The organism is Stenotrophomonas sp. P5_A9, assembly GCF_056400525.1.
Window position 1 is genome coordinate 21529 of the sequence record NZ_JBFULC010000024.1, and the last position, 26291, is coordinate 47819.

Annotated in this window: 25 protein-coding genes; 11 read left to right on the top strand and 14 right to left on the bottom strand. The window is 67.0% G+C overall.

The annotated features are described in order from the left end of the window. Nucleotides 1-53 precede the first annotated feature (53 nt). Nucleotides 54-422 carry a hypothetical protein gene (locus AC1DR7_RS09605; protein ID WP_457320287.1) on the top strand — a complete coding sequence of 123 codons (369 nt, stop codon included), beginning with the start codon at nucleotides 54-56 and terminating at the stop codon, nucleotides 420-422. Nucleotides 423-451: 29 nt separating this feature from the next. Here the strand turns inward: AC1DR7_RS09605 and AC1DR7_RS09610 are convergent, their stop codons facing one another. From AC1DR7_RS09610 to AC1DR7_RS09620, 3 genes are all read right to left on the bottom strand, one after another. Then, nucleotides 452-1819, bottom strand: coding sequence for an XVIPCD domain-containing protein (locus AC1DR7_RS09610; protein WP_478076463.1), 1368 nt, complete (start codon nucleotides 1817-1819; stop codon nucleotides 452-454). A 72-nt stretch (nucleotides 1820-1891) separates the two neighbouring features. Further along, nucleotides 1892-2536 (bottom strand): hypothetical protein, encoded by a 645-nt coding sequence (locus AC1DR7_RS09615; RefSeq protein ID WP_457489160.1) that lies wholly within the window; start codon nucleotides 2534-2536, stop codon nucleotides 1892-1894. Between the two features lie 171 nt (nucleotides 2537-2707). Further along, nucleotides 2708-3214, bottom strand: coding sequence for a hypothetical protein (locus AC1DR7_RS09620; protein WP_478052476.1), 507 nt, complete (start codon nucleotides 3212-3214; stop codon nucleotides 2708-2710). Between the two features lie 241 nt (nucleotides 3215-3455). Between AC1DR7_RS09620 and AC1DR7_RS09625 the strand changes: the two genes are divergently transcribed. Both AC1DR7_RS09625 and AC1DR7_RS09630 read left to right on the top strand, forming a co-directional pair. Further along, nucleotides 3456-3785 carry a hypothetical protein gene (locus AC1DR7_RS09625; protein WP_256774518.1) on the top strand — a complete coding sequence of 110 codons (330 nt, stop codon included), beginning with the start codon at nucleotides 3456-3458 and terminating at the stop codon, nucleotides 3783-3785. Nucleotides 3786-3932: 147 nt separating this feature from the next. Continuing rightward, nucleotides 3933-6395, top strand: a complete 2463-nt coding sequence (locus tag AC1DR7_RS09630; RefSeq protein ID WP_457319879.1) for a S9 family peptidase — start codon at nucleotides 3933-3935, stop codon at nucleotides 6393-6395. A gap of 102 nt (nucleotides 6396-6497) precedes the next feature. Here the strand turns inward: AC1DR7_RS09630 and AC1DR7_RS09635 are convergent, their stop codons facing one another. After that, nucleotides 6498-7475, bottom strand: a complete 978-nt coding sequence (locus AC1DR7_RS09635; protein ID WP_478052782.1) for a hypothetical protein — start codon at nucleotides 7473-7475, stop codon at nucleotides 6498-6500. A gap of 142 nt (nucleotides 7476-7617) precedes the next feature. Between AC1DR7_RS09635 and AC1DR7_RS09640 the strand changes: the two genes are divergently transcribed. Both AC1DR7_RS09640 and AC1DR7_RS09645 read left to right on the top strand, forming a co-directional pair. After that, the gene (locus tag AC1DR7_RS09640; protein ID WP_478051735.1) at nucleotides 7618-8295 is read left to right on the top strand and encodes an HAD family hydrolase; all 678 of its coding nucleotides are present in this window, start codon (nucleotides 7618-7620) and stop codon (nucleotides 8293-8295) included. Nucleotides 8296-8357: 62 nt separating this feature from the next. After that, a complete protein-coding gene (locus tag AC1DR7_RS09645; RefSeq protein ID WP_457319885.1) occupies nucleotides 8358-9140 on the top strand; it encodes an SGNH/GDSL hydrolase family protein in 783 nt (260 codons plus the stop codon). Nucleotides 9141-9233: 93 nt separating this feature from the next. On the opposite strand, the gene AC1DR7_RS09650 is transcribed toward AC1DR7_RS09645, so the two are convergent. Beyond that, nucleotides 9234-9776 (bottom strand): thioesterase family protein, encoded by a 543-nt coding sequence (locus AC1DR7_RS09650; RefSeq protein WP_478051737.1) that lies wholly within the window; start codon nucleotides 9774-9776, stop codon nucleotides 9234-9236. A 70-nt stretch (nucleotides 9777-9846) separates the two neighbouring features. On the opposite strand from AC1DR7_RS09650, the gene AC1DR7_RS09655 reads away from it, so the two are divergent. The 4 genes from AC1DR7_RS09655 to AC1DR7_RS09670 are packed head-to-tail and all read left to right on the top strand — an operon-like array spanning nucleotide 9847 to nucleotide 12008. After that, nucleotides 9847-10431, top strand: coding sequence for a TetR/AcrR family transcriptional regulator (locus AC1DR7_RS09655; RefSeq protein WP_457319620.1), 585 nt, complete (start codon nucleotides 9847-9849; stop codon nucleotides 10429-10431). Nucleotides 10432-10477: 46 nt separating this feature from the next. Continuing rightward, nucleotides 10478-10858, top strand: coding sequence for a VOC family protein (locus AC1DR7_RS09660; RefSeq protein WP_478051738.1), 381 nt, complete (start codon nucleotides 10478-10480; stop codon nucleotides 10856-10858). Further along, nucleotides 10855-11643: a hypothetical protein gene (locus AC1DR7_RS09665; protein ID WP_256774510.1), complete on the top strand. Its 789-nt coding sequence runs from the start codon at nucleotides 10855-10857 to the stop codon at nucleotides 11641-11643. The genes AC1DR7_RS09660 and AC1DR7_RS09665 overlap by 4 nt, the downstream gene beginning before the upstream one ends. A 2-nt stretch (nucleotides 11644-11645) precedes the next feature. Beyond that, nucleotides 11646-12008: a hypothetical protein gene (locus AC1DR7_RS09670; RefSeq protein ID WP_256774509.1), complete on the top strand. Its 363-nt coding sequence runs from the start codon at nucleotides 11646-11648 to the stop codon at nucleotides 12006-12008. Nucleotides 12009-12116: 108 nt separating this feature from the next. On the opposite strand, the gene AC1DR7_RS09675 is transcribed toward AC1DR7_RS09670, so the two are convergent. From AC1DR7_RS09675 to hutI, 6 genes are all read right to left on the bottom strand, one after another. After that, a complete protein-coding gene (locus AC1DR7_RS09675) occupies nucleotides 12117-14225 on the bottom strand; it encodes a TonB-dependent receptor family protein (RefSeq protein WP_457319622.1) in 2109 nt (702 codons plus the stop codon). Nucleotides 14226-14667: 442 nt separating this feature from the next. After that, entirely contained in the window at nucleotides 14668-16119 is a 1452-nt protein-coding gene (locus AC1DR7_RS09680) for a serine hydrolase domain-containing protein (RefSeq protein ID WP_478051885.1), read from the bottom strand. 339 nt (nucleotides 16120-16458) lie between these two features. Then, nucleotides 16459-18126: a urocanate hydratase gene (hutU, locus tag AC1DR7_RS09685; RefSeq protein ID WP_478051884.1), complete on the bottom strand. Its 1668-nt coding sequence runs from the start codon at nucleotides 18124-18126 to the stop codon at nucleotides 16459-16461. Then, nucleotides 18123-18977 (bottom strand): N-formylglutamate deformylase, encoded by an 855-nt coding sequence (hutG, locus tag AC1DR7_RS09690; protein ID WP_478052783.1) that lies wholly within the window; start codon nucleotides 18975-18977, stop codon nucleotides 18123-18125. Before hutG ends, hutU begins: the two co-directional genes overlap by 4 nt. After that, a complete protein-coding gene (gene hutH, locus AC1DR7_RS09695) occupies nucleotides 18974-20515 on the bottom strand; it encodes a histidine ammonia-lyase (RefSeq protein WP_457318977.1) in 1542 nt (513 codons plus the stop codon). Before hutH ends, hutG begins: the two co-directional genes overlap by 4 nt. Before the next feature lie 23 nt (nucleotides 20516-20538). Beyond that, nucleotides 20539-21738 carry an imidazolonepropionase gene (gene hutI, locus AC1DR7_RS09700; RefSeq protein WP_457318976.1) on the bottom strand — a complete coding sequence of 400 codons (1200 nt, stop codon included), beginning with the start codon at nucleotides 21736-21738 and terminating at the stop codon, nucleotides 20539-20541. A 63-nt stretch (nucleotides 21739-21801) separates the two neighbouring features. Here hutI and AC1DR7_RS09705 point away from each other — a divergent pair, with 63 nt between their 5' ends. Further along, on the top strand, nucleotides 21802-23193 hold the full coding sequence (locus tag AC1DR7_RS09705) for a formimidoylglutamate deiminase (RefSeq protein ID WP_457318975.1): 1392 nt from the start codon (nucleotides 21802-21804) through the stop codon (nucleotides 23191-23193). Between the two features lie 30 nt (nucleotides 23194-23223). Beyond that, nucleotides 23224-23952 (top strand): histidine utilization repressor, encoded by a 729-nt coding sequence (gene hutC, locus AC1DR7_RS09710; RefSeq protein ID WP_478076464.1) that lies wholly within the window; start codon nucleotides 23224-23226, stop codon nucleotides 23950-23952. A 68-nt stretch (nucleotides 23953-24020) separates the two neighbouring features. Here the strand turns inward: hutC and AC1DR7_RS09715 are convergent, their stop codons facing one another. The 3 genes from AC1DR7_RS09715 to AC1DR7_RS09725 all read right to left on the bottom strand — a co-directional run bounded on the left by AC1DR7_RS09715 (nucleotide 24021) and on the right by AC1DR7_RS09725 (nucleotide 26187). Then, complete coding sequence (locus tag AC1DR7_RS09715; RefSeq protein WP_457318974.1) at nucleotides 24021-25052, bottom strand: restriction endonuclease; 1032 nt, start codon at nucleotides 25050-25052, stop codon at nucleotides 24021-24023. Between the two features lie 271 nt (nucleotides 25053-25323). Continuing rightward, the gene (locus tag AC1DR7_RS09720) at nucleotides 25324-25824 is read right to left on the bottom strand and encodes a phasin family protein (RefSeq protein ID WP_256774499.1); all 501 of its coding nucleotides are present in this window, start codon (nucleotides 25822-25824) and stop codon (nucleotides 25324-25326) included. Nucleotides 25825-25911: 87 nt separating this feature from the next. Beyond that, nucleotides 25912-26187 carry a polyhydroxyalkanoic acid system family protein gene (locus tag AC1DR7_RS09725; protein ID WP_457318973.1) on the bottom strand — a complete coding sequence of 92 codons (276 nt, stop codon included), beginning with the start codon at nucleotides 26185-26187 and terminating at the stop codon, nucleotides 25912-25914. Nucleotides 26188-26291 lie beyond the last annotated feature (104 nt).

Below are 26291 nucleotides of genomic sequence, written 5' to 3' on the forward strand. Positions count from 1 at the left end.
TGCCGGCCACATGGCCACATGGCCACATGGCCACACGGCCACGGGGCGAAAGGATGGGAAAGGGATTTGCGTATCTGGCACTGACGGTCATCGGTGCGCTGATGCTGTGGGCAACCGGTCAGTTCGACGATGTGGCCGGTGGCACCAATTTGCGCAAGCGCGAGGCGTACTGGCAGGCGCAGGTGGATGATGCTGCATTGCAGGGCAAATCCCGTGCTGCGGTGAAAGCGTTCGCGGCCGCGCCACATTTGATGCTTCAGTGCGAGAAGACCGCTGTTGCCTCACACCTCACCGAATGCGTAGCGGACGATCCCCAGGCCAGAGGCGGTACCGCCACGCACCCGATGACGTTGCAACTGGCTTTCATGTTACAGGGCGACACCTTGCATACCTTTGCGACCAGCCCGCGATCGCCGGAGTAGTCCTGCCTGCAATCGTTGTCCTCGGCCAGCTAGTGCGACAGCATCCCGCGCTGCTGCTCTTGGGTTCGCTGCTGGGTCTGTTCCTGTGCCGCGCTTTCCGCGGCGCGCTGATGGGTGTTCCGCAGCTGCTGCATGCTTTCCGCTACCGGCCGCTGGGCGGCCTCGGCCGTATCGGTGGACGCCCGTAGCGCGGCCGGATCGTCCAGCGCTCCCTTCACCACGAAGATGTTCTGTGCTGCGGCCGCGTCGGCGGTCTGTCGGCTGAGCACCACGTGGTCCACGCGGTCCAAACCGTTCTCCCTGGCGACCACCAGCAGGCTGGCACTCAAGCGTTCGCTGGTCGCGTCGAAGCTACGCCCGTTGGCGGCATCGAGGGCGGCCACCTTGTCGCGAATCTGCTCGTGAAGGGCGCGGTCGGCCGCACTCGACAGTGGCATGTCATGCGCCCGGATGGGCAGCCCGGCGAACTCCCGGGCGGCACTGGGCACATGGGCATGCGTACTGGCGGTATGGTCGAAATGCTGCAGCGTCGGCGGCGTGGTGCTGCTGTCGTAGTAGGGCTGGGGCGYCGGCGTTCCCGCACCCAGCGTGATCCCATTCTGTTCCAGCAGGCTTTCCTGCAGGCCGAGCTGCTGCATGTTGATTGTCATGCGCACACGCCCATCCGGGGCGGGACTTAGCGCTTCGTACTGGCTGGCGCGACCGACAGCGTAGGCGCCGTAGTAGTTCGTGTAATCGGAGTTACGCCCGTGTCCAAGACGCGCTAGATCCCCTGGCTTGTCGAAGTAGTTCTCCGCCATCCCTTCAATATTTGCTGGGGAGGGAGTGATGGTCAGGTCCTGGTTAAGAGCGAGATTGCTCCGCGCTTCGTACGTCAGGCCTGGTTGATGCAACTTGATGACGTCCTTCGCTCGGCCATTGGAGAGGTAGACATCCTCCAGAGTCGCGTCGGGATTCTCCTGCCGGATCTTTCCGACCAGCGCGTTCCAGCCGGCAATGTTGGCTTCCGCCTCGTCGCGGCGATTGGTCGCGATGATGTTTCCGATTGCCCTGGTGTAGTCATGATCGGTGGAGCGTGCGGATCCAAGCTCCCTTTCAAACTGAGCATATGCCTGCGTGGTGGCTGCGTGATTGAAGCCATGCTGGATCTCATGGCCAAGCACAAAGGTCAGTTCGGCGGCGTCATGCGGCCTTTCTCCATCTGGCGCAGCTAAAGTAGCAGCGGGAAGGTTGATGGTCTTGGTGCGACCATCGTACGTGCCGCCGGCACTGACAGTTGAAGGTAGCAGGGCGAAGTGCTGGAGATGTCCCGCTCCGATTGCTGCATCGACCTGGGGTGCAAGCTGAGGCGAGCCTTCAATCACGCTACGTAGATTGGACACCTGTTCGGGTGTCACGCTTGGAGTGCGGCTAAATTCAGACAGTAGTGCTTCCGTCTCCGCGCTTAGTGTGACCATGCGGGCGCCTCCTTACTTAACCCTGAGTGCGAGAACGCAGGATCGATGACCGTTGGAAGAAGGCGTTGCGCTTCCCCCCGTCGAATCAACTTCGACGGATATACCGGGCCGATAAAATCGATCGTACATTACTCTTCCGTGCTCACCATAGACCTGTTCACGCTTGAAGCCCGCAGCGTCCAGTTCCGATGCTACGTGTTCAAAGTCAAGGCTGCAGATATCCATCGCGGGCGTGTCTCTACGTGGGCTGCCATCAAGAAATTCAAGGTCCAGCCGAGCATGTGGATTGCCTGCGTTCCTTAGGACGAGCGCAAAACCCCATTGTGCGGTGATGTCGCCACTGTAGCCGAACTTCTCAGCTCCGAAAGACGTTGCCGGCGCCTCTACTGCAGCAGCGAGATCATCAACTGAGATGTCCCCTACCGACGAAACGCCCTTGACCAACCTGAGGATGCTTCTCAGCAAGCTCTCGGCAGTAAAGGGTTTCGGAGTGGTAGTGGAGACTCCTGCAGATGTCATGGCAATTTCCTTGATTTCCTTCGTGCTTCTTGCGCTTGCGCACGCGCAGAGCGAGGTGGCTAGGATAGCGGTGATGAGTAGTCTTGATGAAAGGAATTTCGACATTGACTTTCCCTGCTGACCGTTTGAATCGGTCAAGTTGATTTCCGACCAAGCTCGCGGTAAAGATACTTCCTTCCGTTCCTGTGGCCACGGCGCGGTGTCTTCGCCGAGTCTACGACCCATAAGCTGAGGTGTGCCCGGTCTCTTTGATAGGGCATGATTATCCGTTGCACTGGCCTGCATCGCGAGATTGCAGGACTGCGCCTCTTAATCCACGGTCACATGCCGAACGCAGGCATGTGCGATTTCCTGGGGCGAGGTCGACGCCTCTCCGATCCTGTCCACGATGACGCTCATGCTGTCGCGCTGAAACTGCTCGTAGGCAACTCTGCCGTGCTCGCCGCGTACAGTCTCGCGTACGAAGCCCTGGGCTTGGAGGTCAGATGCGAACCGATCAAAGTCGATCTGGCATATGCCCGATGCCGCCGCGGATTGATTCGATGTGGTGTCAATGAAGTCGAGGTCCAGTCGTGTCCGCGCACTGCCCGCTTTTTTCACCTCAAGCCCGTACCCCCATTCCGGTGTCAGGGTGCCGCCATACCCAAAGTGCCCCGGCCCAAAGGTCTGCGCAGGCTGCTTCATCGCCGCCGACACACCCTCTACTGTAAGTTCGCTGGCCGAACGCGTGGCCTTGATCAGGTCCAACAAGCCCAGCAACAGCTGTTTGGCGGTGAAGGTGGCCGGCGCGGCGGCGTCAGAGGCGGTGGGTGCCATGGTGGCGGGTCCTTGAGTAGTCGGCGAAGGCGTCGTTGCATGTGCACATGCGCACAGCGAGGCCGCGCAAAGGGCGATGGTCCACGGTCGTGCAAATGCGTACCCCAACATGAGCGATCCTTGCGTGATGAACGCTGACCGTAGGACCGGCCAGGTGAAGCGCAGGTTAAGCCGAAACGCCCGTGCGAAATAGAGCGCGCATCTGGTCTAGGATGTCCTTGAACATCGCGGAGGTGCACGCATGAACGACACAGCGACTCACGCAATGCCGCCCTTGGATGGCCCCAAGGCCGAGCAGATGATCGGCAAGGTGGTACTGGTCGGGGTTACCCGTTATGGGGGCGATGGCCAGGTGCAGGATCTGCAGCAATATGCCGGAAGGGTGCTGCGGATCAGTTTCGACGAAGGCGTGGTGCTGGCCGACGATGTCGACGGGCACGAGCGCTATCTGCCGCCGATGCTGGACAACTACATGGCCGCCGAGCCGGGCGAATACCGGATGCTTTCCACCGGCGCCACGGTGGTTGATCCGGATTATGTGGTGACCTGGGACCTGCACGCGCGGCAGTGACGGGCCAGGGGTCCCCGACGCCGTCGAGGGAGAGCCTTTGCGGCGTCGGGCGGTTGGCCCTTTCGGCCCATTCGGATCGGTCCAAGCGGTGCTAGATTCGGGTCATGCCCGCGTACGGGCCCTCATGACCACTGTAAGGGGATAGGGATGCTGATCCGTCGTACCTCGCTGGCTGCGGCTGTCGCCGTCGCCACGCTCGGCCTGCTGGCTGCCGCGCCGGCCTTCGCCGGCTATGACAAGCCGCCCGAACACCTGCTCAAGGTGCTCAAGGCACCGCCGCCGCCCGTGCCCAGCCTGGACCCCAGCGGCCAGCGCCTGCTGCTGACCACCGCGCAGACCTATCCGTCGATCGAGCGCGTGGCCCAGCCCTACCTCAAGCTGGCCGGCGTGCGCCTGGAGCCGAAGAACCGCAGCCGCCACGACACCCAGGGCGGCTATGGCATTCCGGCGTGCGTGGCCGATTTCACCCTGGTCGATGTGGGCACCGCCAAGCACACCAAGGTGGCGCTGCCGCAGGGCTGCGCGGGTGCAGCGCAATGGTCGGCCGACGGCCGGCATTTCGCGTTCCAGAACGCGGTCGATACCGCGGTGCAACTGTGGGTGGGCGATGCGGTGACCGGCCAGGTCAAGCAGATTCCCAACGTACAGCTCAATCCGATCTTCGGCGGGACGGTGCAGTGGCTGGGCGGTGGGCAGAAGTTGCTGGTGAAGCTGGTGCCACCCAACCAGGGACCAGCGCCGTCCAGCGGCAACGGTGCGGGCGGTCCGGACGTGCAGGAGTCGCTGGGCAGCAGCGGCGAGAGCAGCACCTATGAAGCGCGCGATACGCTGACCAGCGCGCACGATGAGCAGCTGTTCGCCTATTACGGTGCATCGCAGCTGGCGGTGGTGGACGTGGCCGCCGGCAACGTACGCAATGTCGGCGCGCCGGCCCTGTACGACGGGGTCAATGCCGCCCCCGATGGCGTGCACGTGTTGACCGAAACGTTGAAGGCGCCGTTCTCGCACGCAGTGACTTACCAGCGCTTTGCCAATGACGTGGCCGTACTCGATCTGGGCACCGGCCGCAGCAGCCCGATCGCCAGCCTGCCGCTGGCCGACCGCGTGCCGGTGCATGGCGTGCCGGAAGGCCCGCGCGAGTTCGACTGGCGCTCCACCGATCCGGCCACGCTGGTCTACGCCGAGGCGCTGGACAAGGGCGACTGGAAGGTGACCGTGCCGCATCGCGATCGCGTGCTGGCGCTGAAGGCGCCCTTCACCGGCAAGCCGCAGGAAATCGCCCGTACCGCGCAGCGCTTTGAAGGCATCGCCTGGAGCGCCGATCCGGCGGTGTCGTTCCTGTTCGARAACGACGAGAACCGGCATTGGCGGCAGACCCGCATCGTGGATGTGGACCAGCCGAAGAAGGAAGGCCGCCTGCTGTGGGATCTGTCCAGCGATGAGCAGTACGCCGACCCGGGCAACCTGGTGTTCAAGCGCCTGCCCAACGGGGCGTCGGTGGTCCGCCAGGACGGTGCGTTCGTGTTCCTGCGCGGGCAGGGTGCCTCGCCGCAGGGCGACCGGCCGTTCCTGGATCGCCTGGACCTGGGCTCGCTCAAGACCGAGCGCCTGTTCCGCAGCGACGCCGACGCCTACGAGCAGGTGCTGGGCCTGACCGCCACGCCCGGCCGCTACCTGACCTGGCACCAGTCGGTGATGGACCCGCCGAACGCCTTCGTGCGCCAGCAGGGCGAGCGTGCAGCGTCGGTCAAGGAGGGCGAGGCGCAGTTCGCCTCCACCGCCACCGCGCTGACCCGGCTCACCGACCCGACCCCGGAAGTGCGACAGATCCAGAAGCGGCTGGTGACCTACAAGCGTGCCGACGGCGTGGACCTGTCCTTCACCCTGTACACCCCGCCGGGCTACAAGGAAGGCCAGCGCGTACCGGCAATCCTGTACGCCTATCCGGCCGACTTCGCCAACGCCGCGCAGGCCGGGCAGGTGTCCGGGTCGCAGCAGACCTTCACCCGTCTGGCCCCGTACCGGCTGATGCTGCTGGCCGGCTACGCGATCATCGACAACGCCTCGTTCCCGATCGTGGGCGATCCCAAGAACGCCTACGACACCTATCTGGAACAGCTGGAGGCCGATGCCAAAGCGGCGGTGGACAAGGCCGTGGACCTGGGCGTGGTGGATCGCAACCGGATCGGCGTCACCGGGCACAGCCATGGTGGCCTGATGACCGCCAACCTGATCGCGCACACCACCCTGTTCAAGGCGGGCGTGGCCACCAGTGGCTCGTACAACAAGACGTTCACCCCGTTCGGCTTCCAGAACGAGCGTCGCTCGGTATGGCAAGCGCAGGACGTGTATCTGAAGGCGTCGCCGTTCTTCTATGCCGACAAGATCAAGCTGCCCCTGCTGTTGGTCCACGGCGAGGACGACGCCAACCCGGGCACCGAACCCTTCCAGTCGCGCAAGCTCTACCAGGCCATCCGCGGCAACGGCGGCACCACGCGCCTGGTGATGCTGCCCAACGAGCCGCACTGGTACACCGCGCTGGAATCCAACGAGCAGTTGGTGTACGAAATGCTCAACTGGTTCGACACCTACGTGAAGAACGCCCGCTGACGTCGACCGCGGGGTGACTGCTTTGGTTGCAATGAATCGGCCGCCCCGCAAAGGGCGGCCGTTTCGCATCGTGCAGCGGCCACGCCAGCCGAATGCAGCGGCTCAAGCAAGCGGCAGTGCTTCGTAGGCGCGTGCAATACGATCGTGCAGCACCCGCACCGCTTCGGCCTTGGCATCCACCCGGCGTTCGTCGCCATAGGCACGCAGGAAACGGCATGCCGCGTGGCCCTGCGCCTTGTGCGCGTAGTCGGCTATCCACTGCAGGCGGCCGGGCAGCAACGCCTGTTCGGCTGACCACGCCGCGACCGGTGGGCGAATGCGCCGACGCATCCCCACCCGCCACGGCTTGGGTGTCAGCCGCGCACGGAAGCAATGCTGCAGCCGGCACATGCGCGCGTAGAGCGCGTCGGTCTGCAGGGCATCGAACAGGCGCTGGACGACAGGGTCATGGGCCGAGAAGGTGGCGTGCATGGCCAGCAGGCGCAGGCCCGCCGGGGTACGGTAGGCGCGCAGGTGCCAGTCGGGGTGCTGCCCGATGAACTGTTCGACACGGGCCAGTGCGCGTGTCTCCAGTTGTGCATCGCGATGATCGGCGTTCTTGACGGCCAGTACCACGGCGTTGACCGCGATGAGCGCCGCGCTGGCTGCGGTCACACCGGCCACCCAGTTCCATACGTTGCCGGCGGCGATGGCCACCCCTGCCCACAATACGCACGCCAGCAGGGTGGGAATGACGCAACCGGATGGCGCAGGGCGGTGGTCGATATCGGCAAAAAGCACGTCAGGGGTATTCAGGCACAGCGCGCCGTAACTGTTGCGGGTAATGACGACATCCCTGTGGCGTTCGACGATCTGCTCGCGGATCGGCACGCCTTCCACGCCATAGTTGGTACGGCGCTCCTGCCGCGGCAGCGGCTGGCCAGCGGCGATGGCGTGTAGCGCCTCCTGCACGCGCGCATCGGCGTGCACCTGCGCGGCCGCCACGCTGTCGTCGGACCAGCCGAAGCGGCGCACGATCAGCGGCTTGCGGTTGTGCCGGACTTCGCGCCGGGCTTCGGCCCAGTACTCGGGAACGATCATGACGGTCCTTGTCGTGGTGTTGGGAGTCGCGCCGAAGTCTGCCACGTAACGCGGCACGCGTGCTGTGCCGCGCAAAGCGGGATAGGCGCGACCCTCGCCCGCGCTTATGATCGACGCTTCCCCGCATTACGGAATGAAGCGGATGCCTGACGCGAACGACGCCGACGTGGTGGTCTTCGATTTCGACCTGACCTTGACCCGGTGGGAAACCGCGTCGCGTTTCTTCAAGGGCTTGCTGCGGCGCGCGCCATGGCGGTTGTCGATTCTGTTGCTCGCATTGCCGGTGCTGGGACCATTGCTGCTGGCCTCCCACACGCGGCGGCTGCCGACGAGGTTTGGCGTCTGGCTGGCGACCTTTGGCCGTAGTCGACACGCGCTGGAGGCGCTCGCAGCGTCACATGCCGAAGCCGTGTTCGATGGCGACGAAGTGCTGTTCATCGACGCCGCGGTGGCGCACCTTCGCCAACATCAGGCCGATGGCGCACGCGTGGTGATCGCCACCGGCTGCTGGGAACCGCTGGCGCGCGCGCTGTTGGCGCGCGGCGGCCTGGGCGATGTGCCACTGGTGGCGTCCACGCTGCGCCCGGCATGGGGGGGCTGGGTGAGCGACCAGCACTGCCTGGGGGCCAACAAGATTCCGATGCTGGCCGCGCGCGGTTATCCGCCACCGTGGGCGATGGCCTATACCGACCACCACGCCGACCTGCCGTTGCTGCGCAACAGCGCGCGGTGGTACCTGGTGAGCCCGAAGGCCGGCTGTCTACGCCGCATCGAGGATGCCTTGCAGTCACCGGCGCAGATACTGGATTGGCGGGTCTGACGCCCACACCGCCGCTGGCGCTGCGTGCTAGCCTCATCACGGCCACCATGGGAGAACAGACCATGCCGTCCACGTTGCACGCCGTCATCCTGGCTGCTGCGCTGTCCCTGCTGTCCCCGGCGGCAGGGGCGCAATCGCCAGCGATCAATCCGCTGCTGGTGAAGCCTTTTGATGCCCTCAGCGCGGAAGAGGTGCGCGGCATGCAGCAGCGCCTGCTCGACTGGCCGCAGTTGCAGCGCTATCGCGCCGAGAATGCCGCGTTGCCCGTCGCCGTGCCGGGCCAGCGACGCGTGGTGTTCTTCGGCGATTCCATCACCGAAGGCTGGGGCCGTACCGGCAGCGCGACGTTCTTTGCCGGCAAGGGCTACGTCAACCGGGGCATCAGTGGGCAGACCACCGCACAGATGCTGCTGCGCTTCCGCCAGGACGTGATCGCGCTGCAACCGGCGGTGGTGGTGATCCTGGCCGGCACCAACGACATCGCCGGCAACACCGGGCCGGCCAGCCAGGCGATGATCGAAGACAACCTGCACTCGATGGTGGAGCTGGCCAAGGCGCACGGCATCGCCGTGGTGCTGTCCTCGGTGCTGCCGGTCAGCGAGTACCCGTGGCAGCCGGGCGTGCAGCCGGCGCCGAAGGTGCGTGCGCTCAACGCCGCGCTGAAGCGCTATGCAGGGCAGCAGAAGCTGGTCTACCTGGATTACTACACGCCGCTGGCCAACCACGAGGGTGGCCTGGACAAGGCCTTGGCCGACGACGGCGTGCACCCGACAGCGGCGGGGTATGCGCGGATGGCACCGCTGGCCGAAGCGGCGATTGCCCAGGCGCTGCGCGCAGCGCGATGATGACGCGGTAGCGGCGGCGTCAGCGCGCTTTCACGACGGCGCGGAAGCCGCCTGCTCGGCGTCGCCGCCCGCTGCGGTCGGCCGTGGGCCTGCTCAGCCCTCGTCCTGCTTCAACGCCGCATCGGCAGCCAGCAACGCCTCGGCCGCCTTGCTCAATGCAGGCGAGGGCACATCCTCGGCACCGATGGACTGCATCATCCGTGGCATGTCCACGAAGCGGCGCTGGCGCCGATCATAGATGCCGGTGACCAGTAGCGCGCGGGTGGCGATTTTCTCTTCGCCCAGCAACACCCGCTGCTCCATGATCACCCGCGTGCCGACCCAGCCGACCAGTCGCGTTTCCAAGGTGAAGCGCTGGAATGGCTTGAGCTCGCGGCGGAACTGGATCGTGCCGGCGCCGACGATCGGTGCCCACTTCTCACGCAGCGCCACCCGCCCCAGGCCCATGCGCAGGATCAGGTCGAGGCGGCCCAGGTCGAAGATGTTCCAGTAGCGCCCATTGGTCATGTGCAGGTTGCTGTCCAGGTCGTTGGGCAATACCCGGAAGGCCACCCGCGACACCCCGAACGGTACGGCCAGTTTTGGGCGGAAGAGGCTGCACAGCAGCAGATGGAGCAGGCGGAACCAGAGATTCATGCTGACTATGACGACTGTAATAGGGCGGATACGCTAGGCTATGACGACTGTCTTAGCAAGGATCGGCGCCATGAGTCCACGTCCCAGCGATGCACCGCAACGCGTGGTCGCCGCCGCAGCGGAAATGCTCGCGCGGGTGGGGCTCAACGCCACCAGCATCCGCGAGGTGACCAAGGCCGCCGACGCGCCACTCGGCTCGACCTACCATCACTTCCCCGGTGGCAAGCAGGAACTGCTGGCGCGCGCCACCACGTTGGCCGGTGACACGGTGGATGCCCTGCTGGAGACGCTGCTGCAGGAGGGCGCTGCTGCGGGTATCGCGCAGTTCCTGCAGCTGTGGCGCGAGCGCCTGCTGCGCAGCAACTTCGATGCCGGCTGCCCGGTGCTGGCCGCGTCGGTGGAAGCGCCGGTGGAAGCCGTGCCGAGCCAGGCACGGGGCGCGGCGGCGGCGGTATTTGCACGCTGGGAACAGCGGCTTGGCAGCGCACTGACCGAAGCCGGCCACGCCCCCGCGCAAGCAGCCATGCAGGCGACCATGATCATCGCCGCCGTGGAAGGCGCGGTGGCGATGTGCCGGGCGATGCAGGACATCGGGCCGTTTGATCGGGTGGCTGCGCAGTTGCTGGCGCTGTGCGCATTGCACTCGCCACCGTAACTTCCTAACCTGCCCGCACTCCGCATCCCACGGCAAGGACGTCCGCATGCTGCATCATCTTTCACTTGGGGTCCGTGACCTGGCCGTGGCCGGCGCGTTCTACGATGCCGTGCTGGGCGCACTGGGCTATCGCCGTGTGTTCGAAGACGACACCGCGATCGGGTATGGGCTGGTCGATGATGAGGACCTGTTGTGCCTGAAGCTGCACGACGGTGCGGCCGCGCCTGGACCGGGTTTCCATCTTGCGTTCAGTGCGACCACGCGCGCCGCGGTCGAGGCCTTCCATCACGCCGCGCTGCTTGCCGGCGGCCAGGACAACGGTGCGGCTGGAGTGCGCCCGGACTATGGCGCCCACTATTACGCCGCCTTCGTGATCGATCCCGATGGCCATCGCGTCGAAGCGGTGACCAAGCAGGCGGATGCGTGAAGCGGCGCGTGCCACGGCCCAGCCGACCGCTGCTGCTGCCGTTGACCCGTGGCAGCGAAATCGCGCGTGCCCGCCAGCAGCTCCAACGCGGCGGCTGGCCGCGCCTGCAGATGGCGGCCATCGTGCTGGTCACCGCTGTGGCCGGGCTGCTGGCCTCGCACCTGCTGCGGATGGGCGGTATCGATACGATGCTGCTGCGCTATCCGCTGGCGGTGCTGCTGGCGTATGCCATCTTTCTTCTGCTGATGTGGGCATGGTTGCGCTGGCGCGGCGATGTGGCTGCCGATGCGGTGATCCCCGATGCCGGCGCGGTGGGTGGTTCGCCCAAGCCCGGCGCGGGACCGGACTGGTTCGGCAGCGGCGGCCGCTCCGGTGGCGGCGGTGCCTCTGCCTCGTGGGGCGAAGCGGCGGGGGCGAGCACGTCCAGCAGCGCCAGCGATGGCGCAGTGCTGGACCTTGCCGATGGCGAAGCAGGCCTGCCGATCCTCGCGCTTCTAGGTGTCGTGACGGTGGTGGCTGCAGCCCTGGTCGCGGCCAGCTGGGTGATCTGGTCAGCGCCGATCCTCATGGCCGAACTGCTGGTCGACGCGGCCATCGCCGGCGGCCTGTACCGGCGCATGCAGGGCATGCAGGCGCAGGGCTGGTGGCGGTTGTGTCTTGCCCACACCTTCTGGCCGCTGCTCGGCGTGCTGCTGTTTTTCGCCGCGCTTGGCTGGGTCGCGCAGGAAATCGCGCCGCACGCCAACACCTTGATGGATGTGCTGCAGACCTTACGGGATCGATGACCATGCCTGGGTTGACGACTTTGACCGCCTATCGCGCCGTTGGCGTGGGCGCACTGGTGGTAGGGCTGGCCACCAGCGGGGTGACCGCGCTGCTCACTACCCTGATGGGCGCGGTGATCCTGCCACGGTTGCTGGCACCCCTGCAGGCGCAGGGCATGCCGCTGCCATCGCTCACCAGTGCATTCGCCGCGGGCTACCCGCTGGCGTGGTTGGGGCCATTGGTGGTGTTGCTGGTCTGGCGCTTCGGCGGTGTGCACGGCCGCTGGCTGGCCGGCGTGGTCGGCCTGGCTTCGATGCTGGTCGCGGGCAGCATCGCGGTGGTGGCGATGTACATGGCACTGTTCGCGCAGGCCAGCGCGATCTGACTGGCGTCACGCTTGTGCCACGGCAATCGCCCGCGTTTGGCTCAGTATTTCTACTGGGTCGCCGCCACCGACGGCAGCGGCAGGGCCGCTGCACGCCGGCCGCTCAGCTCACTCAAAGCGCCAGCGCAGCCCTGCATACACGCCGCGCCCTTCACCGGGCGTCGAGCGGGCCACGTCCTTGCCGGCATCGTTGTAGCCGGGCGTCACCGTGGCCGCGTAGTGGCGGTCGCCGATGTTGCGCAGCTCCGCCCACGCCTGCCAGCGCCCGTTGGGTGCGTCGAACCCGATGCGGCTGCCGAAGATCGCGTGGCTGTCGGCGCGGAAACTGTTGGCGTAGTCCACGAACATCGTCGAGGCGTACTCGGTGTTGAGCGCGGCGTAGAAGCCGGTCGGGTGGTCGTAGCGCAGCTCGGCCTGGTAGTAGTGGCGCGGCAAGCCCGGTAGTCGATTGTTGCCGAACAGGGCGTCATGCCGGTAGCGGAAGTCACTGAAGGTGTACGTCTGGCGCAGCGACAGGCGGCCATCGCGGCCTTCCCACAGCGTGCTGTCCAGCCCGGCTTCCAGGCCACGGTGTGTGGTGGGACTGGCGTTGTTTTCGGCCACGAACAGGTTCGGTACCGGCATCACCTCCACGGTGAGCAGCTCGTGCAGTACCCGCGCGTAATAGCCGGTCAGCTCCCAGCGGCCGAGCGCGCTGTCGCCCCGTGCACCCAGCTCCAGCGTGGTCGCGGTCTGGTTGTCCAGCTGCACGGGCGCGCGCTGGCGACCGGTGGAGGCACCGTTGCCGGCGCCGAAGTACTGGTTCGAGCCCCAGATCATCGACCACGGGTGCGCCGGCTCCACCGAGCGGCTCAGGTTGCCGAGCCACTGCACCTGCGGCGTCTGTTGCCAGGTGAAGCCCAGGCGCGGCGCGTAATCCCACTGCTGCTCGCGAAGGCGTTCGGGGGTGGCCGGCCAGGTGACCTGCACATCGCGGCGGGTGTTGATCAGCGCCAGCCCGGTCTGCAGGTGCAGGGCATCGGTGAGCGCCAGATCGTTGCCGACGTGAAGCGTGCTGTCGGTGCCGTGGTGCGAAAAGTCGCGCGTGTGGGTGCCGGCGGCATAGCCGTTGCTGGCAAAGCGCAGGGTCTCGCGCACGTCTGCATCGAGGTCGTGGGTGACGCGCAGGCCGAGCGTGGTCACGCTGTCGCGGCCGAACAGTACATGCCGGTGGCGGTAGTCGAGCGTCGCGTTGAGGTTGCTGTAGTCCAGCTGCTGCCGGTACAGGCTCTCGTTCAAGTCCATCGGGTAGGTGTGGTAGACCAGCCCGGCCTGCAGCGAGGACGCCTCATCGATCTGCCAGGTGGTCATGTTGCCGATCCAGGTGCTGCCCGGCTGCGGACGGCGTGCATCGATGGCCAGGTTGGCCGGATTGGCCGCGCGCGGGTCGTTGCGTATCTGGTCGCGGGTCAGGCGCCCGGGCGTTTCGTGATTGGTCTCGCGGTAGCGCACGAAGAAGCGGGTTTCCAGCTGCGGGGTGATCTGCCAGCCAAGGTTGGCCATCGCACCCTTGCCGTCGCCGCTGGCATGGCGCTGGTAGCCGTCGAACTCGGTATCGGTGTAGGCGAGGTAGTAGTCGACATCGCCGCTCACGCCGCCGTAGCCGACGCTGCGCTTCTGGTAGCCACGGCTGCCGGCTTCGTACTGCAGCTCCAGCCCGGCCGAATCGCGGCCGCTGCGGCTGATGTAGTTGATCGCACCGCCCAGTGCCAGCGCACCGCGCTCGAAACCGTTGGCGCCACGCAGCACCTCTACACGGCTCAGCCACAGCGGTTCCAGCAGCTCGTACGGCGTGCCGCCAGGGCCGGTCAGCGGCAGTCCATCCAGCGACACCGAAATGCCCGACGCATGCGCGCCCGGCCCACGGTTGATGCCCGAGCCACGGATGGACACCTTGGCGCCTTCGTTGCCGGGTGATTGCGCGCTGATGCCGGGCTGGTAGGCCAGCACATCGGCGCTGGTGGCCAGGCGACGGTCGGCGTTGGTCAGGTCCACCACGTTGCCGGCACCGGGCACGCGCTTGAGCGCCGCGCGGACCTGCTCGGTCTCGCTGGCGGCAGTGACGTTGACGGCGTCCAGGGTGGTCGCCTGCGGGGCGGCATGGGCGCTGGCCGACAGCGCGAGGGCGACCGCCAGGGAGATCGGGCAACGGGTAGGACGATACGACTGCAAGGGCATGGGGAGGCTGTAAACTAAAAAACTGGCGCGCAAGTTAACAGGTGCGGCGCCGCCCGTCACCCGTCACGACCGTATGGCCATCGGCCGGCACCGGCCCCGGGTAGAGCCGAGCCATGCTCGGCTGCACGTCGTCCCGCCGGTTGAACGTGCACCAGATCGACGGAAATCCGCAGCCCTCAGCCGCGACAGGCGGGAAAGCGACTGCAGCCCATGAACATCTCGCCGGTTCTGCGGTTGCGACCCTCCACCAGCGGCGCGCTACAGCGTCTGCAGGGTCGCGATGCCAGCGGAGGCCACAAGTCAGCGAAGCGGGAAAACCAGCAGCGTGGTGAAACCAGGCGCGCGGCACCGACGATGGCGTATGAGGGCCATTTGACCAGGGGGTCGAGAAGACCTCGTTGCTTGCGTCCCATGCATTCCCTGGCCTGCGCGTCTGTCCATTTCAGGGCCGAGCGGGCCCGACGCCAGATGCCGGCTTGCCCATCGCGCGCGATCTCGCGTAGAGCGTCTCGGCGATTTCTTTGTCACCGAGCGCGGCATGGCAGTCGGCCAGGCTGTCCCACACATTGGCCGAGTCCGGATACAACGCGCTGTTGAGGGTAAACACCTTCAACGCCGGGCGCGCGCCCAGATTTTCGCGGATGGCGTAACCGGTGGCGTTGATTACGCGCTCGCGCTCGTCGTCGGGGATACCGCTGTCATCGCGCAGCCATGCTCGGAGCGCCGTCTCGGCGCCGGCATTGCTGTCCAAGGCATAGCCAATCAATCGTTCGGACAGCACGGCATGCGGGAACGCCTGTTGTGCCGCCACGGCCATCGTGCTGTCCACCAGCGTGCTCGACCACACGTTGCGGGCGCTGCCATTGGTGAAGTACACGAACACCCAGTAGCCGTCGGCCAGCGTGCCCTTGTAGGCGAGGCGGGCGCGGACCCGGGTACCACCATCGTGGCCGACCTGGGTGTAGCCGTCGTTGCGGTTGCTATCCCAGCCGCTGGAGAAGAAATTGACGCCGCCGTCGGCCAGTGTCTGCGGCTGCCACAGCGCCTCCAGCGTCGCCGGTCGCAACAGCTTGCCGGTAGCCAGGGCCTGCAGGAACCGGTTCATGTCGCCCACGGTGGTCTGCAGGTCGGCATGGCCCCAACCGTAATCAGGCCAGGGTTGTTCATTGGCCTGGTGCAGTTGACCGTGTTCGCCGATGTAGGGCGCGGCAACACGATCGTGCGGTACGCCTGCCTGCCCGAGCCAGGTGTTGCGCAACTTCAACGGCTGCAGGATGCGCTGGCGCGCGATGGCCGGATAGGGCTTGCCGTAGTGCGCTTCGAGAAGGGCGGTGAGCACGAGGTAGTTGACCTGGGTGTAGCGGACCTGGCTGCCGGGTGCGAACTGCATGGGGGCCGCGCCGGCCACGGCCAGGGCTGCGGCGAGGGTCGGCGCGAGCCCGTCGTAGCCCTTGCTGATCAGACGGTCGCCCTGCCGGTCGTAGTACTCGGCCACCCCGGAGCTGTGGTTGAGGAAGTCGCGCACTCGGATCGCCTGCCACGGCGCGGGCAGGTTGGGTACGTAACGACTGGCGGGTGCGTCCAGCGCTACCTTTCCTTGTTCCACCAATTGCATCACCAGCGTACTGGTGAACAGCTTGGCGACTGACTGTGCGGCGAAGACGGTATCGACGGCGGCTGGGGCGTGGGAGGCCGGGTCGCGCTCACCACTGGCACCCTCGTAGACGACCGCGCCGTTGTGCGCGACGAGTACCGCCTGGCCGGCGATGCCGTAGCGTTCGCGGTTGGTCTGCAACTGCGCGTCGAGTTGGGAAGACAAGGCCACAGGGGCTGCCGACACGACAGCCGACAGAAGGCAGAGCAAGATCATTGCAGCGCGCAGAGGACGGATCATGGTGCGCTCGGACACGGAAGTACGCACGACACTTGCCTCATTGGTTGCAAGCGCCAACTCTGGTTGGACCTGCGGCGCGGGTCAAGGGCCAAGCGTTGGGGCGGAGGCGCTTGACCGCCGGGCCCCACCTGCCGTTGGCCGATGCACATCCGCATTATGCGGTGATGGAGTACGGGTAAAGCGCAGCCACCCATGGGGTGGCTCTACCGGGGGAGGTCCCGCCAGGTAGAGCCACCCCACGGGTGGCTGCACGCAATGCCCGATCAAAGCGCAACCACCCACGGCGCAGCTACGCCGCGATCCCCGGCAGGTCACGACGTTGGTCGGAACGCCGCTCGATCAGCCCAGAATCCCCGGCAGATCCAGCCCCTTTTCTTTCGCGCATTCCACCGCGATCTCATACCCGGCATCGGCATGCCGCATCACGCCCGTGGCCGGGTCGTTCCACAGCACGCGCGCGATGCGCTTGGCGGCCGCTTCGGTGCCGTCGCAGACGATCACCATGCCGGCATGCTGCGAGAAGCCCATGCCCACGCCACCGCCATGGTGCAGTGACACCCAGGTGGCGCCGCTGGCGGTATTGAGCAGGGCGTTGAGCAACGGCCAGTCGGAGACCGCGTCCGAACCATCCTGCATGGCTTCGGTTTCGCGATTGGGCGAGGCCACGCTACCGCTGTCCAGATGATCGCGGCCGATCACCACCGGTGCCTTCAGTTCGCCGCTGGCCACCATCTCGTTGAAGGCCAGGCCGAGCCGGTCACGGTCGCCCAGGCCAACCCAGCAGATGCGCGCGGGCAGGCCCTGGAACTTGATCTTCTCGGCGGCCATGTCCAGCCAGCGGTGCAGGTGCGGGTTGTCCGGAATCAGCTCCTTGACCTTGGCATCGGTCTTGGCGATGTCCTCCGGATCGCCGCTGAGCGCCACCCAGCGGAACGGGCCGATGCCCCGGCAGAACAGCGGGCGGATGTAGGCGGGCACGAAGCCGGGGAAATCGAACGCGTCTTCCACGCCTTCTTCCAGCGCCATCTGGCGCAGGTTGTTGCCGTAGTCCACGGTGGGTACGCCCAACGCGTGGAAGGCGAGCATGGCGCGGATGTGGTTGGCCATCGATTCGCGCGCGGCCTTCTCCACCCCCTTCGGTGCCGACACTCGCTTGTCGTCCCATTCCTCCACGGTCCAGCCCTGCGGCAGGTAGCCGTTGACCGGGTCGTGCGCTGAGGTCTGGTCGGTCAGCAGGTCCGGCTTGACCCCGCGTACCAGCAGCTCGTCCAGCACGTCGGCGACATTGCCGAGCAGGCCCACCGAGAGCGGCTTCTTGGCGGTGCACGATTCCTCGATCAGGCGCAGCGCCTCATCCAGGTCGTCGGTCCAGGTGTCCAGGTAGCCGGTCCGCAGGCGCATTTCGATGCTGCTTTTGCGGCATTCCACCGCAAGACACGAGGCACCGGCCATCACCGCAGCCAGCGGCTGCGCGCCGCCCATGCCGCCCAGCCCACCGGTGAACAGCCACTTGCCGGCCAGGCTGCCGTTGTAATGCTGGCGGCCCATCTCCACGAAGGTCTCGTAGGTACCCTGCACGATGCCCTGCGCACCGATGTAGATCCAGCTGCCGGCGGTCATCTGGCCATACATCGCCAGACCCTTTTTATCGAGCTCGTTGAAGTGGTCCCAGTTGGCCCAGCGCGGCACCAGGTTGGAATTGGCGATCAGCACACGCGGCGCATCCACGTGGGTGCGGAACACGCCCACCGGTTTGCCCGACTGCACCAGCAGGGTCTGGTCGTCGTCCAGGCGCGTGAGCGTTTCCACGATGGCATCGAAGCTCTCCCAGTCGCGCGCGGCGCGGCCGATGCCGCCGTACACCACCAGTTCCTGCGGGCGTTCGGCCACGTCCGGGTGCAGGTTGTTCATCAGCATGCGCAGCGGCGCTTCGGTCAGCCAGCTCTTGGCGGTGAGGGTGGTGCCGGTGGGCGCGATGATGGTGCGGGTCGGGTCGTTGCGGGTCATGCGGCGCTCCGGTTCGTAGCGAATGCAAGGCAGGCGTTGAGCACCTGCGCCAGGGTGTGGCGCAGCGGTGCGGCGTGGTCGGGGTCGAGCGGGGTGGGCCAGCTGTGTTCGTCCACCTGGTCCGGGGCCGGCTCGTGCATGTAGCCACGGCAGGCCAGCTCCATCTGCAGGCTGTGAACGCCAGCGGGGATGCCGCTGTAGTGACGGGTGATCCAGCCACCCTTGAAGCGCCCGTTGCGCACGTGGGGCAGGCCACTGATCCGGCACAGGTTCTCCACCACGTCGCTGAGCGTGTTGTCGCAGGAGGTGTCCACGGTACCGGACGGACCGGCGGTACCCAGGTTGAACTGCGGCAGTTCGCCGTCGAACAGGTGCGGGATGTGTGAGCGGATCGAGTGTGCGTCATACACCACCACGGTGCCGTGGCGCTGGCGCAGCCGCGCGATCTGCGCGGCCAGGACATCGTGGTAGGGCGCAAAATACGTGTCGCGACGGCGCGCGATTTCCGCCTCGTCCGGTTCCATGCCCGCGTGGTACAGCGGCTGGTTGTCGAAGGTGGTCAGCGGGCACAGCCCGGTGGTGTTCTGCCCGGGATACAGCGACACGCCGCTGGGATCGCGGTTGAGGTCGATCACCGAACGCGAAATCGCCGAGCGCACCGTGGTGGCGCCCATGCCGCGCGCGAAGTCGTACAGATCGTGCACCCACCAGTCGGTATCGCGCCGGGCCAGCCACGGCGAGTGGTAACGGTCGATCAGGTCGTGCGGCAGCTCGCTGCCGGTGTGCGGAAAGCTGACGATCAATGGCGCCTCGCCTTCGTGCACCTGCAACCATTCCGGGTGCAGGGTCATGCCAGCGGCTCCACCTGCGGCAGCAGGTGCGTCAGGCCTTCGGCCACCGCGCCGCTGCGGACCAGCGTGGTGGCGGCCACCATGTCCGGATGGAAATAGCGATCGTCCTGCAGCGTCGGCACCTGCGCGCGCAGGCGCGCACGCACGGTTTCCAGCGCGTCGCTGGAACGCAGCGGGGCGTGGAAATCACAGCCCTGCGCGGCAGCCAGCAGTTCGATGCCGACCACGTTGGCCGCGTTCTCGGCCATCGCCAGCAGCCGACGCGCGCCATGTGCGGCCATCGATACATGGTCTTCCTGGTTGGCCGAGGTCGGGATCGAATCAACGCTGGCCGGGTAGGCGCGCTGCTTGTTCTCCGAGACCAGCGCGGCGGCGGTCACCTGCGGAATCATGAAGCCCGAGTTCAAGCCTGGCTTCGGGGTGAGGAAGGCGGGCAGGCCCGACAGTGCCGGGTCGACCAGCATCGCGGTGCGGCGCTCGCTGATCGAGCCGATCTCGCAGATCGCCATCGCCAGCATGTCCGCGGCGAAGGCCACCGGCTCGGCGTGGAAGTTGCCACCGCTCAGTGCCTCGTTGGTGTCGGTGAACACCAGCGGGTTGTCGGACACGCCGTTGGCTTCGATCGCCAGCGTGGTGGCGGCCTGGCGCATCACGTCGAACGCCGCGCCCATCACCTGCGGCTGACAGCGCAGGCAGTACGGGTCCTGCACGCGCACGTCGTTGTCGCGGTGCGATTCGCGGATGGCCGAACCCTGCATCAGCGTGCGCAGCGTTGCGGCGGTGGCGATCTGTCCACGCTGCCCGCGGATCTGGTGGATGCGCGGATCAAAGGGGGTGTCCGAGCCCTTGGCCGCTTCGACCGACAGCGCGCCGGTGACCAGCGCGGCATGGAACACGGTGGTGATCGCAAACAGCCCAGCCAGTGCGTAGGCGGTGGAATACTGGGTGCCGTTGAGCAGCGCCAGACCTTCCTTGGCGCCCAGCACCAGCGGGGTCAGCCCGATGCGCGCCAGCGCTTCGGCGGCGGGAAGGCGCTCACCGTTCAAGAACGCTTCGCCCACGCCGATCATCACGCTGGCCAGGTGCGACAGCGGCGCCAGGTCGCCCGAGGCGCCGACCGAGCCCTGGCAGGGGATCACTGGCACGATGCCGTGCTGCAGGAACGCTTCCAGCAGTGCCAGCGTCTGCGGGCGGATGCCGGAAGCTCCCTGGGCCAGGCTGGTCAGCTTCAACGCCATCATCAGCCGCACCACCGGTGTGGGCATTGGCTCACCGACGCCGGCGGCGTGGGAGAGCACGATATTGCGCTGCAGGGTTTCCAGGTCATCGCGCTCGATGCGCACGCTGGCCAGCTTGCCGAATCCGGTATTGATGCCATAGACCGGGTCGCCCTTGGCCACGATATCGGCCACGGTCTGCGCGCTGCGCAGCACCGCCGCAGCCGAAGACGGGTCCAGGCGCACGCGCGCGCCGTCGAAGATCGCGCGCCAATGCGCCAGCGTCACCGCGCCGGGCTGCAGGGTCAGGGTAGTACTCATGGAATCTCCAGACATCACAAGGGTCAGACGGATACGCCGCGCATCACGCGCGCGTGCAGCGGGTTGAAGCCCATGCGGTACACCAGGTCGGCAGGTGCCTCGATGTCCCACAGGGCCAGATTGCAGTCCAGGCCAACCGCCAACCGGCCGATGCGCTCATGGCGGCCCAGTGCGCGCGCCGCTTCACGGGTGAAGCCGGCGATACACTCGTCCACGGTCATGCGGAACAGCGTGGCGGCCATGTTCATGGCCAGCAGCGGGCTGGTCAGCGGCGAGGTGCCCGGGTTGGAATCGGTGGCCAGCGCCAGCGGCACCCCGGCGGCGCGCAGTGCGGCAATCGGGGGCAGGGTGGTATCGCGGGTGAAATAGAACGCGCCTGGCAGCAGTACCGCCACGGTACCGGCGGCGGCCATCGCGGCGATGCCGTCGGCATCCAGGTGTTCGATATGGTCGGCCGACAGCGCCCCATGACGTGCAGCCAGGGCGGCGCCGTGCTGGTTGCTGAGTTGCTCGGCGTGGATCTTGATTGCCAGTCCATGCTGTTGCGCGGCCGCGAAGACCTGCTCGGCTTGTGCGGTGCTGAAGGCGATGTTTTCGCAGAACACGTCCACCGCTTCAGCCAGGCCCTGCGCGGCCACCGCCGGAATCATGACGTTGCAGACCTCGTCGATGTACTCCTGCGCCTCGCGCCCCGGCGGAATCGCGTGCGCGCCGAGGAAGGTCGGCACGATCTCGACCGCACGCCGCTGGCCGAGCTCCCGGGCCACGCGCAACTGCTTGGTCTCATCGTCCAGGCTCAGGCCGTAGCCGGATTTGATTTCGATCGTGGTGATGCCTTCGGCGAGCATCGCGTCCAGTCGTGGCAGGCTGGCGGCCAGCAAGTCGGATTCGCTGGCCGCGCGGGTGGCGCGCACCGTGGACACGATGCCACCGCCGGCACGGGCAATATCGGCATAGCTCACCCCCTGCAGGCGCTGTTCGAATTCGCCGGCGCGGTTGCCGGCGTAGACCAGGTGGGTGTGGCAGTCGATCAGGCCAGGGCTGATCCAGCGCCCGCCAGCGTCGATGCGCTGGCCCGGTTGCAGGTGTGCCTCTGAACCGGCTGCACCCACATGCACGATGCGCCCATCGGTGGCCGCGATGACACCGTCCTGGATAATCCCCAAGTCCGGGCCATCGACGGTGATCAGGTGGGCGTTGTACCAGAGGGTGTCACAGTGCATGGCAGCAACCACATCGGCTTATATGTCTATACAATATAGGCGCCACTTCCGGGATGTCCAGTGATGCCAGCCACCCCCGTCTCCGCTCTGACGCCGCCGCTCGTTTTCCACGCCGCCCACGCGCTGTTGCCGCAGGGCTGGGCCCGCGATGTGCGCATCGTCTGCGCCAACGGCACGCTGGCCGAGGTCAGCGCCGGGGTGCCGGCGCAACCCGGTGATACCGCGCTGGCCATTGCGTTGCCGGGGCTGGGCAACCTGCACAGCCATGCCTTCCAGCGCGGCATGGCCGGGCTGACCGAAATCGGCGGCAACAGCGGTGACAGCTTCTGGAGCTGGCGCGAGCTGATGTATCGCTTCCTGGCGCACCTGCAGCCCGACGCGGTGCAGGCCATCGCCGAGCAGGCCTACGTGGAGATGCTCGAATCCGGGTTCACCCGGGTCGGCGAGTTCCACTACCTGCATCACGCCGCCGACGGCAGCGCGTATGCCAACCGTGCCGAAATGGCCGAGCGCATTGCTGCGGCCGCGCAGGGCAGTGGCATCGGCCTGACCCTGTTGCCGGTGTTCTATGCGCACGCCGATTTCGGTGGCGCGCCGCCCAATCCGGCCCAGCGCCGCCTCATCCACGACGTGGACGGCTTTGCCGAGCTGCTGCAGGGCTGCGCCCGCGCACTCCAAGGCATGGACGACGCGGTGCTCGGCATCGCTCCGCACAGCCTGCGCGCGGTCACCGGCGATGAGCTGGCGGCGCTGCTGCCGCTGACCACCGGCCCGGTGCACATCCACATCGCCGAGCAGACCCGCGAGGTTGATGCCTGCGTGGCGTGGAGCGGGCTGCGGCCGGTGCGCTGGCTGTATGAACATGCCGCCGTGGATGCGCGCTGGTGCCTGGTGCATGCCACCCATGTGGATGACGATGAAGTGCGCCGTATCCTGGCCAGCCGCGCGGTCGTGGGCCTGTGCCCGATCACCGAGGCCAACCTCGGCGACGGTCTGTTCCCGATGCAGGCCTTCGCGCGGGCCGGCGGCCGGTTCGGGGTTGGCTCGGACTCCAACGTGCTGATCGATGCGGCCGAGGAACTGCGCCTGCTCGAATATGGGCAGCGCCTGCAGCTACGCGGGCGCAACGTGCTGGCCCCGGGCGATGGCCAGTCCAGCGGCCGCTGGTTGTTCGAACAGTCGCTGCACGGCGCCGGCCAGGCGCTGGGCGTGGCCAGCGGGCTGCAGGCGGGCGCGCCGGCCGACGTGGTGGAGCTGGATCCGTCGCATCCGGCGCTGATCGCCCGTGACGGCGATGCCTTGCTTGACAGCTGGGTGTTCGCCGCACGTAATGGTGCGGTGCGTTCGGTGTGGCGCCAAGGTCGCCAGCTGGTCCAGCAGGGCCGTCACCTGCAGCGTGACGCAGTGGCCGCTCGTTTCGCCGATGCATTGCGTACGTTGTTGTCGGCCGGCTGAGTGCCGGTCGCACCCTTCCAGGACTCCCGAGTGACGGGCAAGAAAGCAGAAACCCTCAACCAGCGCATCCGCGCCGAACTGGAAAGCCGCATCCTCAGCGGCCAGTGGCAGCCGGGGTTCCGCATCCCCTACGAGCACGAGCTGATGGAGCAGTACGGCTGCTCGCGGATGACCGTGAACAAGGTGCTGACCGCGCTGGCCGAAAGCGGCATGATCGAGCGCCGTCGCCGTGCCGGTTCCTTCGTGGCCCGGCAGCCGCCGCATCTGGAGCAGGTGGCGCTGGAAATCCCCGATATCGCCATGGCCGTGGCCGCGCGCGGGCATGTCTATGGCTACCAGCTGCTGGAGCGGGCCTATCGCCGGCCGCGTGCGCAGGCTGAAGAAGAGATGGCCCTGTCCGGTGGCGAAAAGCTGCTGGCGATCCGCTGCCTGCACCGCGCCGACGGTCGCCCGTTCGCGCTGGAACACCGTCTGATCAGCCCGGTCTGCGTGCCGGAAGTGCTGGACGTGGATTTCGACACCACCGCGCCGGGCAGCTGGCTGCTGCAGAACGTGTCCTGGACGCGCGCCCAGCACMGCATCAGTGCCTGGGGCGCCGACGAGGCGGCCGCCGCGTTGCTGGAGGTCAAGCCGGGGACCGCCTGCCTGGTCATCGACCGGCTGACCTGGCGCGGCGAGCAGCCGATCACCTGTGTGAGGCAGATGTTCCTCGGCGATGCCTGGGACCTGGTGGCGCGCTTCGCGCCCGGCGGGCGCTAGCGGCTGTCGCTGCCGTTGCGGGGACCGCCATGCGCGCGGTTCCGAGTGGCCGATCTACCCGTGCTGGTTCACAGCGTGGCGCACTGGCGCCAGCGCACCGGCTCGTCCACGCCCACGCGCGGGTTGAGCTGGATGCGCACCGTGCGCAGTGACGGGTAGCGCTTCACTTCGGTGCAGACCCGCGGCCAGATCGTGTCGATCTCGTCGTTGCGGTTCACCGCCAGGGTCTGCCGGGTCAACCAGAACGCGCTGAGCACGCCCGGCTGGGTGGTCAGGGTGCGGGCCAGTTCCTTCTGGTAGCGCGCCAGCGTGGCCGGGTCCGGATCGGCGTCGTCGCCGAGGATGCCCGGGGTGCCGGCGGCAGGTGCAGCGGCGATCGCGGTGGCGGGCGCGGGGTCCGGCGTAGCCGGCGAAAGCGCGGGTTGCGCCGCCACAGATGCGGCAGGCGTGGCCCCAGCGGCACGGGCGGGCGCCTCGGTCTCGGCCACCGTGGCGTGATCCATGCGCGAGGTCAGGTAGCCCATGCCAACCAGCAGCCCCAGCGTCAGCGAGCCCAGTGCGGCAATCGAAATGCGGCGGATCGCCTCACGGCGCGCGGCGGTCTTGACCTGCGATTCCATATCGCCGGGCAGGTAGGGCTGCAGCAGTGGCCACAGCAGGTGCCCGTCCAGCACTTCCACACCCTGCTTCTCGGCGGCACTGCGGCCATCGCGCTCGACCATGCCCTCGGTGATCAGGATGCCGCCGCGGGCGCCAGCCAACCGCGCGGCGGCGCCCAGCTCATTCACCGCCGCCGTGCCGATCCGGTACGCGCGTCCGTGCTTGCACGACAGCAGCCAGCGCTGCTGCTGGGCGTCCTGCATCAGGAAATCGCTGCGCGGTTCGCGGCTGTCGTCCACTTCGCCGGGCACGTCCTGCAGGCCGCGCTGCTCGCGCATGGCACGCCGCACGATCTCGGAAAAGTCACGCCAGTGCATGCCTGCCAGGGCATTGAGGCCCAGCCGGGTCTCCTTGCGGCGTCGCTTCACCAGCCAGAACCAGGCGGCGCAGAGCGTCCAGACGATGAGGGCCAACAGTAACGCGAGAATCCAGGAGAACATGAGGCGCTGAGGTTGAACGCGGGGGTGCGTAGACAGTTTATATGCGCTGGCGGGCGTCTGCGGAACGTCATCAATGCAGGTCCAGCGGCACCGCGTGCGTACCCGGTGACAGGCGTCTCAGTTTGTCAGGCTATCGGGCACAAAAAACCCGCCAATCCATAGCCGTGAGGGGAGGGAACAAACGGCGCAACAGCGATTGGCGGGTCGATTCCGATTGTCAACAAAGCGGTGCTGCTTTGCAACATTCGGTGGAGTCGGGGTGGGGCGGCAGTCAGGCGCCGCCCGGAGACTGGTGGCTGCCCGGAGCCGGGTCGGCATTGGGGGAGTTGTTGCGCGACTCGGCCCGGTTGACCCGCGCGTTCAGCGCATCGATCCGCGCATTGAGCGCGGCCACGTCTTCGGCCGTGGGGATGTGCAGGCGCTTCAGCACGCCCTGGACACGGTCGTCGAAGGCCTTCTCCACCTTGTCCCAGGTACCGGCGGCCTTTTCGCGCGCTTCGCCCAGGTGTTCTTCCACGTTGTCGCGCCAGCGCGGCGCGTCGCCAGCTTCTTCGCGGTTGCGGGCCTCGATGGTCTCGCCTTCCTTCACCAGATTGTCGAAGAAGCGGCTGCCTTCGGCCTGGGCACGGCCAAAGGCGCCGAGCCCGGCCAGCCACACCTGCTGGGCCGAACCGGTCAGCTTGCGCGAGAAGCGTTCGGCCTGTTCCTGCAGCGAGGGCTTGTCGCCGGGGCTGCGCGTATCGCGGTCGTCGAAGTCGTCGTGTGCGGTCATGGGGCGATCCTGTTGATGGACACCCCGGATGCTAATCAGCGCCGGCTTTGCGCGGTGTGATGGCCGGCGCAGCGCGGCGGACGGGGTTCAGCCCAGCTTTTCCTGAAGCACGCGCTGGATCTCGCTCTCCACCATGCCCTTCATCGCCGACAGCAGGAAGCCCAGTTTGGCGGTGACCCGCACGGCGCCCGGATGCAGTTCGATCGCACCGTCCACGCCGGAACCGTTGAAATTCAGCACGTCACCCACCCAGCTGCTCTGCAGCCCGAAGCGCTCGGACAGCTTGGCGGCCACCTCTTCGATCGCCTGGCGCGCGCCATCGGCGGGCAGGGTGTGGGCGTGGCGGATATCGATGTTGGACATGAAGGCTCCTGGCGGGCGGCTGCGGGGAAGGGCGTGCATTGTGCGCATCCTTGCGCGCAACTCCAAGGTCTGCGTCACACTTCTTCTTCGATGACATGCAACCT

What these genes read in the sequence shown, in the direction of transcription:
- AC1DR7_RS09605 (WP_457320287.1), top strand. Translation starts at nt 54, where the DNA reads ATGGGAAAGGGATTTGCGTATCTGGCACTGACGGTCATCGGTGCGCTG.
- AC1DR7_RS09620 (WP_478052476.1), bottom strand. Translation starts at nt 3,214, where the DNA reads ATGGCACCCACCGCCTCTGACGCCGCCGCGCCGGCCACCTTCACCGCC.
- AC1DR7_RS09625 (WP_256774518.1), top strand. Translation starts at nt 3,456, where the DNA reads ATGAACGACACAGCGACTCACGCAATGCCGCCCTTGGATGGCCCCAAG.
- AC1DR7_RS09635 (WP_478052782.1), bottom strand. Translation starts at nt 7,475, where the DNA reads ATGATCGTTCCCGAGTACTGGGCCGAAGCCCGGCGCGAAGTCCGGCAC.
- AC1DR7_RS09640 (WP_478051735.1), top strand. Translation starts at nt 7,618, where the DNA reads ATGCCTGACGCGAACGACGCCGACGTGGTGGTCTTCGATTTCGACCTG.
- AC1DR7_RS09645 (WP_457319885.1), top strand. Translation starts at nt 8,358, where the DNA reads ATGCCGTCCACGTTGCACGCCGTCATCCTGGCTGCTGCGCTGTCCCTG.
- AC1DR7_RS09650 (WP_478051737.1), bottom strand. Translation starts at nt 9,776, where the DNA reads ATGAATCTCTGGTTCCGCCTGCTCCATCTGCTGCTGTGCAGCCTCTTC.
- AC1DR7_RS09655 (WP_457319620.1), top strand. Translation starts at nt 9,847, where the DNA reads ATGAGTCCACGTCCCAGCGATGCACCGCAACGCGTGGTCGCCGCCGCA.
- AC1DR7_RS09660 (WP_478051738.1), top strand. Translation starts at nt 10,478, where the DNA reads ATGCTGCATCATCTTTCACTTGGGGTCCGTGACCTGGCCGTGGCCGGC.
- AC1DR7_RS09670 (WP_256774509.1), top strand. Translation starts at nt 11,646, where the DNA reads ATGCCTGGGTTGACGACTTTGACCGCCTATCGCGCCGTTGGCGTGGGC.
- AC1DR7_RS09675 (WP_457319622.1), bottom strand. Translation starts at nt 14,225, where the DNA reads ATGCCCTTGCAGTCGTATCGTCCTACCCGTTGCCCGATCTCCCTGGCG.
- AC1DR7_RS09680 (WP_478051885.1), bottom strand. Translation starts at nt 16,119, where the DNA reads ATGATCCGTCCTCTGCGCGCTGCAATGATCTTGCTCTGCCTTCTGTCG.
- hutU (WP_478051884.1), bottom strand. Translation starts at nt 18,126, where the DNA reads ATGACCCGCAACGACCCGACCCGCACCATCATCGCGCCCACCGGCACC.
- hutG (WP_478052783.1), bottom strand. Translation starts at nt 18,977, where the DNA reads ATGACCCTGCACCCGGAATGGTTGCAGGTGCACGAAGGCGAGGCGCCA.
- hutH (WP_457318977.1), bottom strand. Translation starts at nt 20,515, where the DNA reads ATGAGTACTACCCTGACCCTGCAGCCCGGCGCGGTGACGCTGGCGCAT.
- hutI (WP_457318976.1), bottom strand. Translation starts at nt 21,738, where the DNA reads ATGCACTGTGACACCCTCTGGTACAACGCCCACCTGATCACCGTCGAT.
- AC1DR7_RS09705 (WP_457318975.1), top strand. Translation starts at nt 21,802, where the DNA reads ATGCCAGCCACCCCCGTCTCCGCTCTGACGCCGCCGCTCGTTTTCCAC.
- AC1DR7_RS09715 (WP_457318974.1), bottom strand. Translation starts at nt 25,052, where the DNA reads ATGTTCTCCTGGATTCTCGCGTTACTGTTGGCCCTCATCGTCTGGACG.
- AC1DR7_RS09720 (WP_256774499.1), bottom strand. Translation starts at nt 25,824, where the DNA reads ATGACCGCACACGACGACTTCGACGACCGCGATACGCGCAGCCCCGGC.
- AC1DR7_RS09725 (WP_457318973.1), bottom strand. Translation starts at nt 26,187, where the DNA reads ATGTCCAACATCGATATCCGCCACGCCCACACCCTGCCCGCCGATGGC.